Raw genomic sequence first — 14,974 nt, forward strand, 5'->3', positions numbered from 1 at the left:
TCAGTCGATGCATGTGTCAACTGGCACACCGTATTCGCGAGCAAGCCCGCTCCCACACAAACCCCATTCACATGGGTTTAGTGGCGATGCTGCTTACTTGGCAGCCCAGGAGTTAAAGCGCTGCTCCAACTGCTCGCCGTTATCCGCCCAGAAGCTCACGTCGATCTGCACCTGGTTGGCGATGTTTTCCGGGGTGGTCGGCATGTCCTTGAGGATGTCCTTGGCCAGCAACGGTACGGCTTGGGTGTTGGCCGGGCCGTAGGCGATGTTTTCCGAGTAGGTCTTCTGCTGCTGCGGTTGCACGGAGAAGGCGATGAACTTCTTCGCCGCTTCTGCACGGTCTTTTGCCAGGCCTTTAGGAATGGCCCATGCGTCGAAGTCGTAGATACCGCCGTTCCACACCACCTTCAGGTTGCTTTCTTTCTGCACGGCGGCAATGCGGCCGTTGTACGCCGAGCTCATGACCACGTCACCCGAGGCGAGGTACTGCGGCGGCTGTGCGCCGGCTTCCCACCACTGGATCGACGGTTTGAGTTCGTCGAGTTTCTTGAACGCACGGTCCTGGCCATCTTTGCCGGCCAGCACTTTGTAGACGTCCTTCGGCGCAACGCCGTCGGCCATCAGGGCGAATTCCAGGGTGTACTTGGCGCCTTTACGCAGGCCGCGCTTGCCCGGGAATTTCTTCACGTCCCAGAAATCGGCCCAGCTGGTGGGTGCCGAGGCCAGCTTGTCGGCGTTGTAGGCCAACACCGTGGACCACACGAAGAAACCCACGCCGCACGGCTGAATCGCACCCTTCACGTAATCGGCGGTGTTGCCGAACAGTTTCGGGTCCAGGGGCTCGAACATGTCTTCGTCACAGCCACGGGACAGTTCTGGCGATTCCACTTCCACCAGGTCCCAGGACACGCTCTTGGTGTCGACCATGGCCTTGACCTTGGCCATTTCACCGTTGTACTCGCCAGCGACGATCTTGCCGTAGCCCGCGCTTTCCCACGGCGCATAGAACGCCTTGACCTGTGCCGCCTTGTTCGCGCCACCAAAGGACACGACCGTCAGGTCCGGGCCGGCCATGGCGTGTGTGGCGCCCAGCAAACCGATCGCCAGCGCCGAATACTTCAAGGATTTCAACATTGTTGTTCTCTCCACGTGCAGGGTTGGTGAAGCCATGGGGGCGATCAATTCGCCTCTAGAAGTGGGTCGAGTGCGCGAACGTGCTCGACTTGCCAGCCAATCGGAACCACGTCGCCGACCGCCAGGGCCGGGTCCAGCTCGGCAATCGGTTGTTTCACAAAAAAATCGCTCTTGCCGCAGACTTCCAGGCGCACACGCACGTGGTCGCCCAGGTAGATGAATTCGGCCACGCGGCCGGAGAAGCGGTTGACGCAGCTTTCGCTGGAGCCATTGAGGCTCACGCGCTCGGGGCGTACCGACAGGGTCACCGGGCCGCCGATCTGGCCGACGTTGACCGCCAGCGCCTCAACCTTCTCGCCGCGCGCCAGCTCCACCACGCAACGCTCGCCGGTGTGGCTGTGCAGGCGCCCATTGAGGCGGTTGTTCTCGCCGATGAAGTTGGCGACAAAGGTGTTCTTCGGTTCTTCGTACAGGGTGCGCGGCGCGGCGATCTGCTGGATCTCGCCTTGGTGGAACACCGCCACGCGGTCAGACATGGTCAGCGCTTCGCCCTGGTCATGGGTCACGTACACCACCGTCACGCCGAGGCGTTGGTGCAGGTGCTTGATCTCCATCTGCATATGTTCGCGCAGTTGCTTATCGAGGGCGCCGAGGGGTTCGTCCATCAGCACCAACTGCGGTTCGAACACCAGCGCCCGGGCCAGGGCCACGCGCTGTTGCTGGCCACCGGACAATTGCGCCGGGTAGCGCTGGGCGAAGGCATCGAGCTGGACCATGCTCAGCACGCGTTTGACCCGCTCGCTGATATCGGTCTTGCTCAAGCCGCGCACCGACAGCGGGAACGCCAGGTTCTCGGCGACGGTCATGTGCGGGAACAGCGCGTAGTTCTGGAACACCATGCCAATGTCGCGCTTGTGCGGCGGCACGTTGTTGATGGAACGCCCGGCCAGCTGGATTTCGCCGGCGGTCGGCGTTTCAAAGCCGGCGAGCATCATCAGGCTGGTGGTCTTGCCCGAACCGGAAGGTCCGAGCAAGGTGAGGAACTCGCCCTTGCGAATCTCCAGGTTGAGGTCTTTGACGATCAGGTTCTCGCCGTCGTAGCTCTTCTGCACGCCACGAAAGCTGACCAGGACCTCATTTGAATCCACCTCGCTCATACCCGCACCTTTGTGTTTTGGACTGCTGTGGCACAAGCGTAGTCCAGGCGCGAGGCCCCGGAAATCGGGGGCCGGGAGAGAATTGCATCAGCCGGATGGAAGGCCGGGGGTAGGGATCGCCCTACACGGATGGCGGGGATGGGACAGTGTGGCCGCACGCGGTTGGCTGCAAGCGGCAAGAATGGGTTCGGCGGTGTTGTGGCGGTGTCGTTTTTGGGTATGTGCCTAGAGAAGCTTGTGCTCCATGGCGTACTTCACCAGTTCGGCCAGGGAGGTGATATTGAGCTTTTGCATCAGGCGCGCCTTGTGGGTACTGATGGTCTTGCTGCTCAGCGCCAGCTGCTGGGCGATGTCATTGACGTTGGCGCCCTGGGCCAGACGCTCGAACACCGAGAACTCGCGCTCCGAGAGCAATGAGTGCAACGGCCGCGCATCCGTCAGGCCGACTTCAAACACCATGCGGTCCGCCAGGTCCGGGTCGATATAACGCCCGCCCGCCGCGACCTTGCGAATCGCCGTGAGCAGCAGCGCTGGATCGCTGTCCTTGGTCGCATAACCCGCAGCGCCGACCTTCAGCGCACGTGCAGCCATTTGCGCTTCGTCATGCATGGACAACACCAGGATCGCCGGCGGATTGTTCAACGCACGAATCCGCGCAATCGCTTCCAGGCCGTTGACGCCGGGCATCGAAATATCCAGCAACACCACCTCGCACGGCACATGGCGCAAGGTCTCCAGCAACTGTTCACCATTGCTCGCCTCCCCCACTACCAGCAGGTCTTTGGCCAGGCCGATCAATTGCTTGATGCCTTCTCGGACGATGGTGTGGTCTTCGGCTACCAGTACGCGAATCACAGGCACTTCCTCTTAGCGTTATGCATCCAACGGCACCGTGACACTCAGGGTGGTGCCCTCCCCCAACTCGCTGTCCAGGCGCAACTGCCCGCCCATAATCAGCACCCGCTCGCGCATGCCGACCAGGCCAAACGATACCGGGCGACCCTGGGCCTGGATGAACCCGACGCCATCGTCGCTGATGGTCAGCCGCAAGTGTGCGCCTTCCACCGCCAGGGTCAGTTCGACAGTATGCGCCTGGGCGTGGCGCATCACATTGGTCAGCGCCTCCTGCAGGATGCGGAACAGGCCGATGGCCTTGGCATCACTCAAGGCCGGCAGGTTATCCGGGACCTGCACCAGGCAGGGGATTTGTGTGCGGGCTTCGAAGCGTCGTGCCTGCCATTCGATGGCGGAGGCAATGCCGGCGTCGAGAATCGGCGGGCGCAAGGCCGTCGCTACATCGCGCACCAGCTGGAACAGTTGAGCGATCAGGCGCTTCATGCTGTTCAAGCGCTCGTGCAGGCCAGGGTCCAACTGCGCGTAGGCCAGTTCGCACATCGACGTCTCCAGCTTGAGCACGGTGAGCATCTGCCCCAGTTCGTCGTGGACTTCGCGGGCGATGCGCGCCTTTTCTTCTTCGCGCACGGTTTCCAGGTGGGCGGACAGTTCGCGCAATTGCGCCTCGCTTTGCAGCAAGGCGGCGACGTAGCGGCGGCGCTCGGTCACGTCGTTGAGGTAGACCACCAGGTATTCGCCGTCGGCAAAGCGCAAAAAGCTCAACGACACATCGGCGGGCAAGATACTGCCATCGGCGCGCCGGCAATCGGTGGCGAAGTTCTGCGGGCCGTCTTCGCTGGCACGGGCGCGCTTCCACAGGTTGAGCCAGCGGTCCATGTCTAGGGCCGGATCAAGGTCCGCCAGCGGCCGTTCGAGCAACGCACCGGGGGCGTAGCCGAGCATGCTTTCGGCCGCGCGGTTGGCGTAGCGCACGTGGCTGTCCCAATTGACCCAGAGGATGCCGACGGTGCTTTGGTCGATGGAAAACTGCGTCAGCCGCAACGCCTCGGCGCCCGCTGCCCGCGCGGCGCTTTCTTCCCGCGCGCCGAGCAAACTGTGTTCCAGGCCGTGCAACTGGCGGCGCTGCCAGAACACCGCCGCCAGGCTGGCCAGCAGCAACAGGGCGAGCAACAGGCTAAGGTTTTGCCACAGCCCCGGCGACTCGGACAAACGTGGGTATTTGGGTTGCAGCCAGCGGTTGTGCAGTTGGTCCAGATCACGGGCCGGGATCGCGCGCAACGCGCTTTGCATGATGCCGGCCAGCTCCGGCCATTCCCGGCGTGTGGCTACGCGCAGCAATTGCGGCAGGCCGATGTCGCCCACCACGGCCAGCCCGGCGAATTCGGCTTCACCCGACAACCGGCTCAGTTGCGCCTCGTCCACCACGGCGTAGCGCGCCTGCTGGCTGACCAGCAACTGCAAGGCCTGGCGTTCCATGGGCACGCCTTGCAGGTTCAGCTTGGGATACGTGCTGCGCAGGTAATCGGCAACGGCACTGGGCATGCGCACGGCGATGCGCGAGAGTTCGTCGAGCTTTTCCAGCTCGACAGCACCGCCACCGTCACGGATGCCGACGATATGCTGGGGCACGCGCATGTACGGGTCGCTGAACAACCACAGGCGCAAACCGGCCGGGGTTTGTTGCAAGCCGGGGGCGATGTCGACCTCACCGTCGCGCACCGCGTCTTCCAATTGTTCCTGGGTGGGAAAGTTGCGCCAGCTCAGCTCGATGTTCAGTGCCTTGGCCAGCCACTGCATCAACTCGACATTGGCCCCCGACAAGCGCTGCAAGCGCCGATCGTATTGCGCATAGGGCGCCTGCAAGACCAGGCCCACCCGTAACTCCGGGTGCGCGGCCAGCCACTGCCGCTGCCCCGCGTCCAGTTGCGCGGGCGGCACCGCAGGCGCAGAGCTGGCTCCCGCGATCAAGGGAAACCACAAACAGCCGATAACCAGCAGACAGCGAAAACCCATGATCCACGTCTCACATCACTGACAAATACAGACCAACCCATTAGGCTGCTGGAATCTCTTCTGGCCGGAAATCAACGATGCCATCTCGAAACCGTTCAGCAGTGCCAGCATTGTGCCTGTCGTTACTCTTTACCAGCGGCTTTTCTGTGCAGGCCGCCGACACGCCCGCGCCACCCGCAGAAACAGCCGCTGCCCGCCAGCCCTTGGCCGAACGCGGCCAGGAAGACGCCGCGGCCCTGGAACGCCAGGTGCCACGGGAAGAACAGCAACAATTGCAGGGCGGCAGCGACACCTTCCTGGCCCTGTGGAAACCGGCCAACAGCGCCGAGCCCGAAGGTGTGGTGATTATCGTACCGGGCGCCGGGGAAAGTGCTGACTGGCCGCAAGCAATCGCCCCACTGCGGCGCAAATTGCCCGACGCCCACTGGGGCACCCTCAGCCTGTCGTTGCCGGACGTGAACCTCGACACCCTGCCGCCACGCCTGATCGAAGCGCCCAAAGCGGCGGTCGATACCAGCAGCAAAGACGGCAGCACCGCCGCCAAGCCCATCGAGCAAGCCGCCAGCGCCGAAGCCGAAGGCACCGACCCGGCCGTGGTGCCGGGTGCAGATGAGCAAGACAAGACCGATGCCAAACGCATCTTCGAGCGCATCGACGCCGCCGTCGCCTTCGCCCAGACCCAAGGCGCGCGCAGCGTGGTGCTGCTCGGCCATGGCACCGGCGCGTGGTGGGCCGCGCGTTACCTGGAAGAGAAACAACCGGCACAGGTGCAGAAACTGGTGATGGTCGCGGGCAAGTCGCCGGTCGATCGCCAGCCGGGCTTGCAGCAACTGGCGCCGACATTGAAGGTGCCGACGGCGGATGTGTTCTATCAAGACACGGCCCAGGAGCGCAAAGCGGCGCTGGAACGTGTCCAGGCGGCCAAACGGTCGAAGAATGACGGCTACAAGCAGGTGTCGCTGAAGACCGTGCCGGGTAACAGCTCGGCGGAGCAGGAGCAGCTGTATCGGCGGATTCGCGGGTGGTTGAGTCCGCAGGCGACTGCCGACTGATCCGACAGTGATAACCCAATCAAAAATGTGGGAGCTGGCTTGCCTGCAATAGCGGTGTGTCAGTGCCAGATGAGCAAGCTGGTCAACCGCTATCGCAGGCAAGCCAGCTCCCACAGTGAAATGGGTTATCAAATCAAAACTGTGACAGCTAGCGAAAATCCCGGCGCTCGCGAATCAACGTGTAGGCATTGTGCAGTTCGCGGGTGCGCTCGGTCGCTTCGTGCACTTGCGCGGCGCTGGCGCCACTGCCGGCTATCTTGTCCGGGTGGTGGCGGCTCAGCAGGCGGCGATAGGCGCGCTTGATAACTGCGGGTTCAGTGCTGGCCGTCACGGCAAGCAGGCGCAATGCGTCCTGATAAGACATGCCCCGACTCACCAGCGGCTTGCGCTCCGGCTTGTAGTCAGCAGCCAACGCCTGGAGCTGTTGCGGCGTCCAGCCCAGCCACTTGCCCCACAGCTCGATCAGGTCGCGCTCGGCGTCATCCGCCTTGCCGTCGGCCCACACCATGCGCCAGCACGCACGCAGCACTCCTTCCGCCGCATGGGGCTGGCGCTTGAGCACGCGCAAGTAACTGCGCACGCGGTCTGATCCGGACTTGCCACGGTTGAACGCGGCGATCGCACGGCGCTGGGCCGGCTCGCTCATGTCCAGCGCGCGCATTTCTTGCCGCGCCTGCTGGATATGCCCGTCGACGATGCGGCCGTTGCTTTTTGCCAGGCGGCCCAGCAGCACAAACAACAGCTCGTCGTTGCGCAACGCCGGGCGCCCGCCGAGGCGTTCGCGCAGCTGCGCCCAGTTGTGCAGTTGCAGGCGGCGATCCAGCGCCTGCCCCAACAGCGCACCCAACAAGGCCCCCGGAATGCTGGCAATGGCAAAGCCAGCCCCGGCGCCGATCAGCGTCCCTGGCCACAGCATCTTACTGCTCCGCTGCCAGCAGGGTTTCGACCTGCGCCAGGCGCTCCAGCGTGCCAACATCAATCCAGCGTCCCGCCATGTGTTCCCCCGTTACCAAACCCTTGGCCATTGCCGCCCGCAAAAGCGGCGCCAGCTTGAAGGCACCGGCAGTGCAACCCGCGAACAACTGCGGGTCGAGCACCGAAATGCCACTGAAGGTCAGGTTATCGGCACCGGGTGCAGCATCATGAAGCAAACCCTGATCCAGGTAGAAATCACCGCCCGAGGGGTGATGCGCCGGGTTGTCGACCATCACCAGATGGGCCAGGCCCTGCAGCGGTTGCTTGAGCTGGGTGAAGTCGTAATCGGTCCAGATATCGCCATTGACCACCAGGAAGGGTTCATCCCCCAACAGCGGCAAGGCCTGGAAAATCCCGCCGCCCGTCTCCAGCGGCTCGCCCTCCGGCGAGTACTGGATGCGCAGGCCGAACTGCGAACCGTCGCTCAGGTAGCTTTCGATCTGCTGGCCGAGCCAGGCGTGGTTGATCACGATCTCGGTGAAACCGGCCTTGGCCAGCGCCTCCAGGTGATACTCGATCAACCGCTTGCCGCCGGCCTGCACCAATGGCTTGGGCGTGTGCAGGGTGAGCGGACGCATCCGCTCGCCTTTGCCCGCGGCCAGGATCATGGCCTTCATACGCTGGCCTCGACGGGTTGACGCAGGCTCGCCAACAGTTCGGCCAGTTCACGCAGCTCAGGGCGCTCGGCCAGTACGGCTTCTATATAGGCGAAGAAGCGCGGCACGTCGGCCAGGTAGCGTGGCTTGCCGTCGCGATGGCAGATACGCGCGAAGATGCCGATGACCTTGAGGTGACGCTGCACGCCCATCAGGTCGCTGGCGCGCAGGAAGTCGTCGAACTCGGCTTGCACCGGAATGCCGGCTTGCATCGCGCGTTCCCAATAGCCGCGCTGCCATTCGCGCACACGGGCTTGGGGCCAGCTGAGGAACGCGTCCTTGAACAGGCAGGTGATGTCGTAGGTCACCGGGCCATAGACCGCATCCTGGAAATCCAGCACACCGGGGTTCGGCGTGCTTATCATCAGGTTGCGCGGCATGTAGTCGCGGTGCACCAGCACTTTCGGCTGGGCCAGGGCGCTGTCGATCAACAGGTCGCTGGCACGTTGCCAGAGGGCTTGCTGGCGGGCATCCAGTTCGATCCCCAGGTGACGGCGCACGTACCACTCGGGAAACAGTTCCAGCTCGCGGCGCAGCAAGGCGACGTCATAGCTGGGCAACGGCGCGTCCATCGGCAACTGCTGGAAAGCCAGCAAGGCGTCGATGGCCTCGGCGAACAATTGATCGGCGTTTTGCGCGTCAATCACGTCCAGATAGGTTTTTGTGCCCAGGTCATTGAGCAAAAGAAAGCCGCGCGGCAAATCTTCTGCATAAATTTTTGGCACAATTATTCCCGACTTCGCCAGCAAATGAGCGATATCGACGAAGGGTTTGCAGTTTTCCTGGGGGGGTGGCGCGTCCATCACGACGAACGTGCGGGCGCCGCCTTCCCAGCGGAAATAACGCCTGAAACTCGCGTCGCTGCTGGCTGCGGTCAATGTGGCCGGGGGTACGGCACCCCAGCCTTGAGCGTTGAAAAGGATCGGCAGTTGCTCATCCAGCCAGACTTCCAGCTGTTGTAAACGTAGATCTTGGTCGGGCATTACAAGGGTCTCCGACGGCCCTAGCCGTCAAGCGGGTCATGCTTTATTATCACGCATCTTTTTCAGACCATCGAGAGTCGTGCGGCCCACACCGCGGGCAGATGGCACGCAGGAAGCCCGGACTAATAAGATGGCATTGAAATCCCCCGCGTTTCGTAGAAAATTTCCGTTGCTGGTAACCGGCAGTCTGCTGGCCATGCAACCTTTCGCCACCTCATTCGTGGTCGCTGCGGAGCAGTATGACTGTTCCGTCTCCGCTTCGGGTGCCTGGGCTTGCGCGCCAAAGACCGCCGCTGCCCCATTGCCACCGCGCCCGGTGCATGACGGCGCTGCCGTCAGCGCGGCCGGCGACACGGCGCAAGCCGCTGCCGGTGGCAGTGCCGAGGCCGTGCCGCAGACCGCGCTGGTCACCGAAGCCAAGGGCCGTGGCCTGCGCTCGCGCAGCGCCGACTACAGCCACCTGGACTGGGTACCCCGCGAGAAGCTGACCGCCGCCCAACTGGCCGAGACCGGCCCGTACTGCGGCGGTGCGTACATCGAACCGACCCGTCCTGGCATGAATGACAAGACGAACAAGAGCGATGCGCCGACCTTCATCGGTGCCAAGGCCTCTCGTTACGAGCAGGAATCCCAAGTCGCAACCCTGGCCGGTGACGTCGTCATGCGCCAAGGCAGCATGCAGCTGGAGTCCGAAGAGGCCAGCCTCTATCAGGCAGAGAACCGTGGCGAGCTGAACGGCAAAGTTCGTCTGCGCGACAACGGTGCCCTGATCGTGGGTGACCACGCCGAAGTCCAGCTGGACACCGGCGCGGCGCAGATCGACAACGCCGAATACGTGATGCACAAGTCGCGTATCCGCGGCAGTGCGCTGTACGCCAAGCGTGCCGAAAACGCGATCATCCGTCTCAAGGACGGTACGTACACCACCTGCGAGCCAGACAGCAACGCCTGGCAGCTCAAGGGCAACAACATCACGTTGAACCCGGCCACCGGTTTCGGTACGGCGACCAACGCGACGTTGCGGATCAAGAACATCCCGATCCTGTACACCCCTTACATCTATTTCCCGATCGATGACCGTCGTCAATCCGGCTTCCTGCCGCCAAGCTTCAGCACCGGCAGCGAAACCGGCTTCACCCTGGTTACGCCGTACTACTTCAACCTGGCACCGAACTACGATGCCACGTTGTATCCGCAGTACATGACCAAGCGCGGCCTGTTGATGGAAGGCGAATTCCGCTACCTCACCAAGTCCAGCGAAGGTCAGTTCGGCGGTGCGTACCTGAACGACGACAGCGACGAGCGTAAGAAGCAGACTGATTACGAAAAAACTCGCTATATGCTCAATTGGCAGCATAAGGGTGGGCTGGATTCCCGTCTGACGTCTCTGGTTGATTACACCAAGATCAGCGATCCGTTCTACTTCCAGGACCTGAAGGCGTATCAGGAAGGCATTGAAAGTCGCGATTTCCTAAATCAACAAGGTGCCGTGAGCTATCGGGGCGACTCGTATCAGGCTCGCCTGAATGTTCAGTCTTACCAACTGGCGACAATCTCTCAGATCACTCCTTATGACCGGTTGCCGCAGATAACTTTTAATGGGGCACTGCCATACCATCCGGGCGGGCTGAACTTCACCTATAACACGGAAGCTGTAAGGTTTGAACGTGATCTAAGGAGCGGTAATGTCCTCAACGAAGATGGCGGACCACTCAATGCAGATGGTTCTCGCGGTGAGAAGCGCCTGGATGAGTACGTCAACGGCCTGACCCGTGCAAACGGCACTCGCCTGAACGTAGCGCCGGCGGTCGAATATCCGATGAACTGGACTTACGGTTTTGTCACGCCGAAGCTCAAGTACGTCTACACCAAGTACGACTTGGACTTGGACAGCAAAGGCAAGAACGACATCATTACCGCGCAGGCAAATGCAACGGCGGCCAACCCGTACGCTGGCGGCACATTCAAAAGCTCCCAAGACCGCGCCGTTCCAATCGCCAGTGTCGACAGCGGCCTGTTCTTCGACCGCAACACCAACTGGTTCGGCAAGGACTATCGCCAGACCCTCGAGCCGCGCGCTTTCTACCTCTACGTTCCGAACAAGGACCAGAGCGATATCCCGGTATTCGACACCAGCGAGTACTCGTTCAACTACTCCTCGCTGTTCCGCGACAACCGCTTCAGCGGCTCCGACCGGATCGGCGACGAGAACAAGCTGTCCCTGGGCGTGACCAGCCGCTGGATCGAAGAGAACGGCTTTGAACGTCAGCGTGTCTCCGTGGGTCAGGCGGTGTACTTCAAGGATCGTGAAGTGCAACTGCCGGGCGTACTGGCCGCTGACCGTGCCGACGCACAGTCGGACGTGTCGCCAATCGCCCTGGACTACGAGTTCCGCTTCAACCGCGACTGGCGCGCCACCGCCGACTACAACTGGGACACCGAGAATCACAGTCCTCGCTCCGGCAGCGCGATGTTCCACTACCAGCCGGAAGACAACCCGAACAAGGTCGTCAACCTCGGTTACCGCTATCGCAACGACCAGGTGGTCTACAACCAGCTGACCGGCAAATGGCAGTTCGGTGGTGACTACGGCACGCCAGGCGCCGACAACTACGTGAAGGATTACTACAAAATCCAGCAACACGACTTCTCGATGATGTGGCCGATCGTTCCGCAGTGGAACCTGATCACCCGCTGGCAGTATGACTATGCCCGCAACCGCACCCTGGAAGCCTTCGGTGGTTTCGAGTACGACAACTGCTGCTGGAAACTGCGCGTCATCAACCGTTACTGGGTTTCCAACGACGAATACAGCCAGATCGCCCCGCTTAACGAAAAGGGTGACCACGGGCTCTTCCTGCAGATCGTCCTCAAAGGACTCGGCGGCCTGACCGGCGCCAAGGTAGAGAGCTTCCTCGACAAAGGCATTGAAGGTTATCGTGAACGTGAAGACCAAGCTTTCTGATTGTCTGCGCCCGCTCGTACTGGGCGCGCTGTTCCTGGGTACCGCATCGGCACACGCTGCGGTTCAACAGCTGGATAAAGTGGTGGCCATCGTCGATAACGACGTGATCATGCAGAGCCAGCTGGACCAACGCGTCAAGGAAGTTCAGCAAACCATCGCCAAGCGTGGCGGTGGCGTGCCACCGACCAGCGTGCTGGACCAACAGGTGCTGGAGCGCCTGATCGTCGAGAACCTGCAACTGCAGATCGGCGAGCGTTCGGGCATCCGTATCTCGGACGAAGAACTGAACCAGGCCGTTGGCACCATCGCTCAACGCAACAACATGAGCATTGACCAGTTCCGCGCTGCCCTGGCTCGCGACGGCTTGTCCTATGAGGATGCCCGCGACCAGATCCGTCGCGAGATGATCATCAGCCGTGTGCGTCAGCGTCGTGTGGCGGAGCGGGTTCAGGTGTCGGAACAGGAAGTGAAGAACTTCCTGGCCTCGGACCTGGGCAAGATGCAGCTTTCCGAAGAACTGCACCTGGCCAACATCCTGATCCCTACCCCGGACAGCGCCAACTCCGAACAGCTCAACGCTGCAGCGGCCAAGACCCAGGCTATCTATGATCGCCTCAAGGCCGGCGCTGACTTTGCGCAGATGGCCATTGCCCAATCCGCCAGCGACAACGCCCTGGAAGGCGGCGACATGGGCTGGCGTAAAGCCGCTCAGTTGCCACCTCCGTTCGACCGTGAGCTGAGCGCCATGGAAGTCGGCGGCATCACCCAACCAGCCCGCACCCCAGGTGGTTTCATCATCCTGAAGTTGCTGGAAAAACGCGGCGGCGAGACCTCGCTGAAAGACGAAGTGCATGTTCGTCACATCCTGGTCAAACCAAGCGAAATCCGCTCCGAAGCGCAAACCAAGGAACTGGCCCAGAAGATCTATGACCGCATCGAAAGCGGTGAAGACTTCGCCACCCTGGCCAAGAGCTTCTCGGAAGACCCGGGTTCTGCCCTCAACGGCGGCGACCTGAACTGGATCGACCCGAAAGCCCTGGTGCCGGAGTTCCAGGACGTCATGGCCAAGACCCCGCAAGGCGTGTTGTCCAAGCCGTTCAAGACCCAATACGGCTGGCACGTGCTGGAAGTCCTTGGCCGTCGCGCCACCGACAACACCAGCCAGGCCCGCGAGCAACAAGCCCTGTCCGTACTGCGTAACCGCAAGTACGACGAAGAGCTGCAAACCTGGTTGCGTCAGATCCGTGACGAAGCCTACGTAGAAAACAAGCTGCCAGGCGCCGAGCAAACAGGCACCGACCAGGCAGCCCAGTGAAACCCCAGCGTTTCGCGGTAACACCCGGCGAGCCGGCCGGCATTGGTCCAGACCTGTGCCTGCTGCTCGCCTCGCACCCCCAGCCACACCCCCTGATTGCCATTACCAGCCGCGACCTGCTCCTTGAGCGGGCCGCGCAACTGGGTGTGGCTGTCAGTTTGCTGGAGGTGTCGCCCGGCAACTGGCCCGACCTGCCCGCCCCCGCCGGCAGCCTGTATGTGTGGGACACCCCACTGCAAGCCAAGGTGGTGGCCGGACAGCTGGACACCGCCAATGCCGCGTTCGTCCTGGAAACACTGACCCGCGCCGGGCAAGGCTGTATCGACGGCGACTTCGCCGGCATGATTACCGCCCCGGTGCACAAAGGCGTTATCAATGAATCGGGCATCGCCTTTTCCGGGCATACCGAATTCCTCGCCGAGCTGACCCACACCGAACAAGTCGTCATGATGCTGGCCACCCGTGGCCTGCGCGTCGCCCTGGTGACCACGCACCTGCCGCTGCGTGAGATTGCCGACGCCATTACCGTCGAGCGCGTGGAACGCGTTACGCGCATCCTGCACGCCGACCTGCAACAGAAATTCGGCATTGCCCAACCGCGCATCCTGGTCTGTGGGCTCAACCCCCACGCCGGTGAAGGCGGCCACCTGGGCCATGAAGAAATCGACATTATCGAACCCACCCTGGAGCGTCTGCGCCAAGAAGGCATGGACCTGCGCGGCCCATTGCCTGCGGACACTCTGTTTACCCCCAAATATCTGGAGCACTGCGACGCAGTGCTGGCGATGTACCATGACCAGGGGCTGCCTGTGCTGAAATACAAAGGCTTTGGCGCCGCAGTCAACGTGACACTGGGCCTGCCGATCATCCGCACCTCCGTCGACCATGGCACTGCCCTGGACCTGGCCGGCAGCGGCAAGATCGATACCGGCAGCCTGCACGTGGCCCTGGAAACCGCCTATCAGATGGCCGAGACCCGTATATGACCGAGCATTACCAACACCGGGCGCGCAAGCGCTTCGGGCAAAACTTCCTGCACGACGCGGGCGTGATCGACCGCATCCTGCGTTCCATCCATGCCAAGCCCGAAGACCGCCTGCTGGAAATCGGCCCCGGCCAGGGCGCGCTGACCCAAGGCCTGCTGGCCAGCGGCGGGCAACTGGACGTGGTGGAACTGGACAAGGACCTGATCCCGATCCTCAACCAGCAGTTCGCCGGAAAATCGAACTTCAACCTGCACCAGGGCGATGCGCTGAAGTTCGACTTCAACAGCCTGAACGCCGCGCCCAACAGCCTGCGGGTCGTGGGCAACCTGCCGTACAACATCTCCACGCCGCTGATTTTCCACCTGCTGAACAACGCCGGGATCATCCGCGACATGCACTTCATGCTGCAAAAAGAAGTGGTTGAGCGTTTGGCGGCAGGCCCTGGCGGTGGTGATTGGGGTCGCCTGTCGATCATGGTTCAGTACCACTGCCGCGTCGAACACCTGTTCAATGTGGGCCCGGGGGCATTCAACCCGCCGCCGAAGGTCGATTCGGCCATCGTGCGCCTGGTGCCGCACGCCGTGCTGCCGCACCCGGCCAAGGACCACAAGCTGCTGGAGCGCGTAGTGCGCGAAGCCTTCAACCAGCGTCGCAAGACCCTGCGCAACACGCTCAAGGCTTTGCTGAGCAACGCTGAAATCGAAGCCGCCGGCGTCGATGGCAGTTTGCGCCCAGAGCAACTGGACCTGGCGGCGTTCGTACGCCTGGCCGACCAGTTGGCTATCCAGCCAGCGCCGACGACGGAATAAGGCTCAACGCAGATCAAATGTGGGAGCGGGCTTGCTCGCGAAGGCGGTGTGTCAGCCAATGAACCTGGCACTGA

General features: G+C 62.2%; 12 protein-coding genes. 5 read left to right on the top strand and 7 right to left on the bottom strand.

All coding sequences use genetic code 11. From position 1 onward, the window contains the following. Positions 1-93: 93 nt before the first annotated feature. From NUV89_RS21315 to NUV89_RS21330, 4 genes are all read right to left on the bottom strand, one after another. A complete protein-coding gene (locus tag NUV89_RS21315; RefSeq protein ID WP_207045039.1) occupies positions 94-1,134 on the bottom strand; it encodes an ABC transporter substrate-binding protein in 1,041 nt (346 codons plus the stop codon). Positions 1,135-1,178: 44 nt separating this feature from the next. Further along, positions 1,179-2,291 carry an ABC transporter ATP-binding protein gene (locus NUV89_RS21320; RefSeq protein WP_017739609.1) on the bottom strand — a complete coding sequence of 371 codons (1,113 nt, stop codon included), beginning with the start codon at positions 2,289-2,291 and terminating at the stop codon, positions 1,179-1,181. 225 nt (positions 2,292-2,516) lie between these two features. Further along, on the bottom strand, positions 2,517-3,146 hold the full coding sequence (locus tag NUV89_RS21325; RefSeq protein ID WP_025857051.1) for a response regulator transcription factor: 630 nt from the start codon (positions 3,144-3,146) through the stop codon (positions 2,517-2,519). Between the two features lie 18 nt (positions 3,147-3,164). Beyond that, positions 3,165-5,159 (bottom strand): sensor histidine kinase, encoded by a 1,995-nt coding sequence (locus tag NUV89_RS21330; RefSeq protein ID WP_257782855.1) that lies wholly within the window; start codon positions 5,157-5,159, stop codon positions 3,165-3,167. Positions 5,160-5,236: 77 nt separating this feature from the next. Between NUV89_RS21330 and NUV89_RS21335 the strand changes: the two genes are divergently transcribed. Continuing rightward, positions 5,237-6,211 (top strand): alpha/beta hydrolase family protein, encoded by a 975-nt coding sequence (locus NUV89_RS21335; protein ID WP_257782856.1) that lies wholly within the window; start codon positions 5,237-5,239, stop codon positions 6,209-6,211. Between the two features lie 148 nt (positions 6,212-6,359). Here NUV89_RS21335 and NUV89_RS21340 read toward each other — a convergent pair whose 3' ends face one another. The 3 genes from NUV89_RS21340 to NUV89_RS21350 are packed head-to-tail and all read right to left on the bottom strand — an operon-like array spanning position 6,360 to position 8,825. Next, on the bottom strand, positions 6,360-7,127 hold the full coding sequence (locus NUV89_RS21340) for a TerB family tellurite resistance protein (protein ID WP_257782857.1): 768 nt from the start codon (positions 7,125-7,127) through the stop codon (positions 6,360-6,362). A 1-nt stretch (position 7,128) separates the two neighbouring features. Continuing rightward, on the bottom strand, positions 7,129-7,803 hold the full coding sequence (gene murU, locus NUV89_RS21345) for an N-acetylmuramate alpha-1-phosphate uridylyltransferase MurU (protein ID WP_257782858.1): 675 nt from the start codon (positions 7,801-7,803) through the stop codon (positions 7,129-7,131). Further along, positions 7,800-8,825, bottom strand: coding sequence for an aminoglycoside phosphotransferase family protein (locus NUV89_RS21350; RefSeq protein ID WP_257782859.1), 1,026 nt, complete (start codon positions 8,823-8,825; stop codon positions 7,800-7,802). Before NUV89_RS21350 ends, murU begins: the two co-directional genes overlap by 4 nt. Before the next feature lie 130 nt (positions 8,826-8,955). On the opposite strand from NUV89_RS21350, the gene NUV89_RS21355 reads away from it, so the two are divergent. Genes NUV89_RS21355 through rsmA form a run of 4 tightly spaced genes read left to right on the top strand, consistent with a single transcriptional unit; the run spans position 8,956 to position 14,900 of the window. Then, positions 8,956-11,790, top strand: coding sequence for an LPS-assembly protein LptD (locus tag NUV89_RS21355; RefSeq protein WP_257782860.1), 2,835 nt, complete (start codon positions 8,956-8,958; stop codon positions 11,788-11,790). Further along, positions 11,765-13,105, top strand: a complete 1,341-nt coding sequence (locus NUV89_RS21360) for a peptidylprolyl isomerase (protein WP_257782861.1) — start codon at positions 11,765-11,767, stop codon at positions 13,103-13,105. Before NUV89_RS21355 ends, NUV89_RS21360 begins: the two co-directional genes overlap by 26 nt. Beyond that, complete coding sequence (gene pdxA, locus NUV89_RS21365) at positions 13,102-14,091, top strand: 4-hydroxythreonine-4-phosphate dehydrogenase PdxA (protein ID WP_257782862.1); 990 nt, start codon at positions 13,102-13,104, stop codon at positions 14,089-14,091. The genes NUV89_RS21360 and pdxA overlap by 4 nt, the downstream gene beginning before the upstream one ends. Beyond that, positions 14,088-14,900, top strand: a complete 813-nt coding sequence (gene rsmA / locus NUV89_RS21370; RefSeq protein ID WP_257782863.1) for a 16S rRNA (adenine(1518)-N(6)/adenine(1519)-N(6))-dimethyltransferase RsmA — start codon at positions 14,088-14,090, stop codon at positions 14,898-14,900. Before pdxA ends, rsmA begins: the two co-directional genes overlap by 4 nt. Positions 14,901-14,974 lie beyond the last annotated feature (74 nt).

The organism is Pseudomonas sp. 18.1.10, assembly GCF_024655625.1.
In the GTDB taxonomy this organism is placed as follows: domain Bacteria; phylum Pseudomonadota; class Gammaproteobacteria; order Pseudomonadales; family Pseudomonadaceae; genus Aquipseudomonas.

Bases quoted from the DNA above. Each gene is read 5' to 3' on its own strand.
- NUV89_RS21315 (WP_207045039.1), bottom strand. From the start codon at position 1,134: ATGTTGAAATCCTTGAAGTATTCGGCGCTGGCGATCGGTTTGCTGGGC.
- NUV89_RS21320 (WP_017739609.1), bottom strand. From the start codon at position 2,291: ATGAGCGAGGTGGATTCAAATGAGGTCCTGGTCAGCTTTCGTGGCGTG.
- NUV89_RS21330 (WP_257782855.1), bottom strand. From the start codon at position 5,159: ATGGGTTTTCGCTGTCTGCTGGTTATCGGCTGTTTGTGGTTTCCCTTG.
- NUV89_RS21335 (WP_257782856.1), top strand. From the start codon at position 5,237: ATGCCATCTCGAAACCGTTCAGCAGTGCCAGCATTGTGCCTGTCGTTA.
- NUV89_RS21340 (WP_257782857.1), bottom strand. From the start codon at position 7,127: ATGCTGTGGCCAGGGACGCTGATCGGCGCCGGGGCTGGCTTTGCCATT.
- murU (WP_257782858.1), bottom strand. From the start codon at position 7,803: ATGAAGGCCATGATCCTGGCCGCGGGCAAAGGCGAGCGGATGCGTCCG.
- NUV89_RS21350 (WP_257782859.1), bottom strand. From the start codon at position 8,825: ATGCCCGACCAAGATCTACGTTTACAACAGCTGGAAGTCTGGCTGGAT.
- NUV89_RS21355 (WP_257782860.1), top strand. From the start codon at position 8,956: ATGGCATTGAAATCCCCCGCGTTTCGTAGAAAATTTCCGTTGCTGGTA.
- rsmA (WP_257782863.1), top strand. From the start codon at position 14,088: ATGACCGAGCATTACCAACACCGGGCGCGCAAGCGCTTCGGGCAAAAC.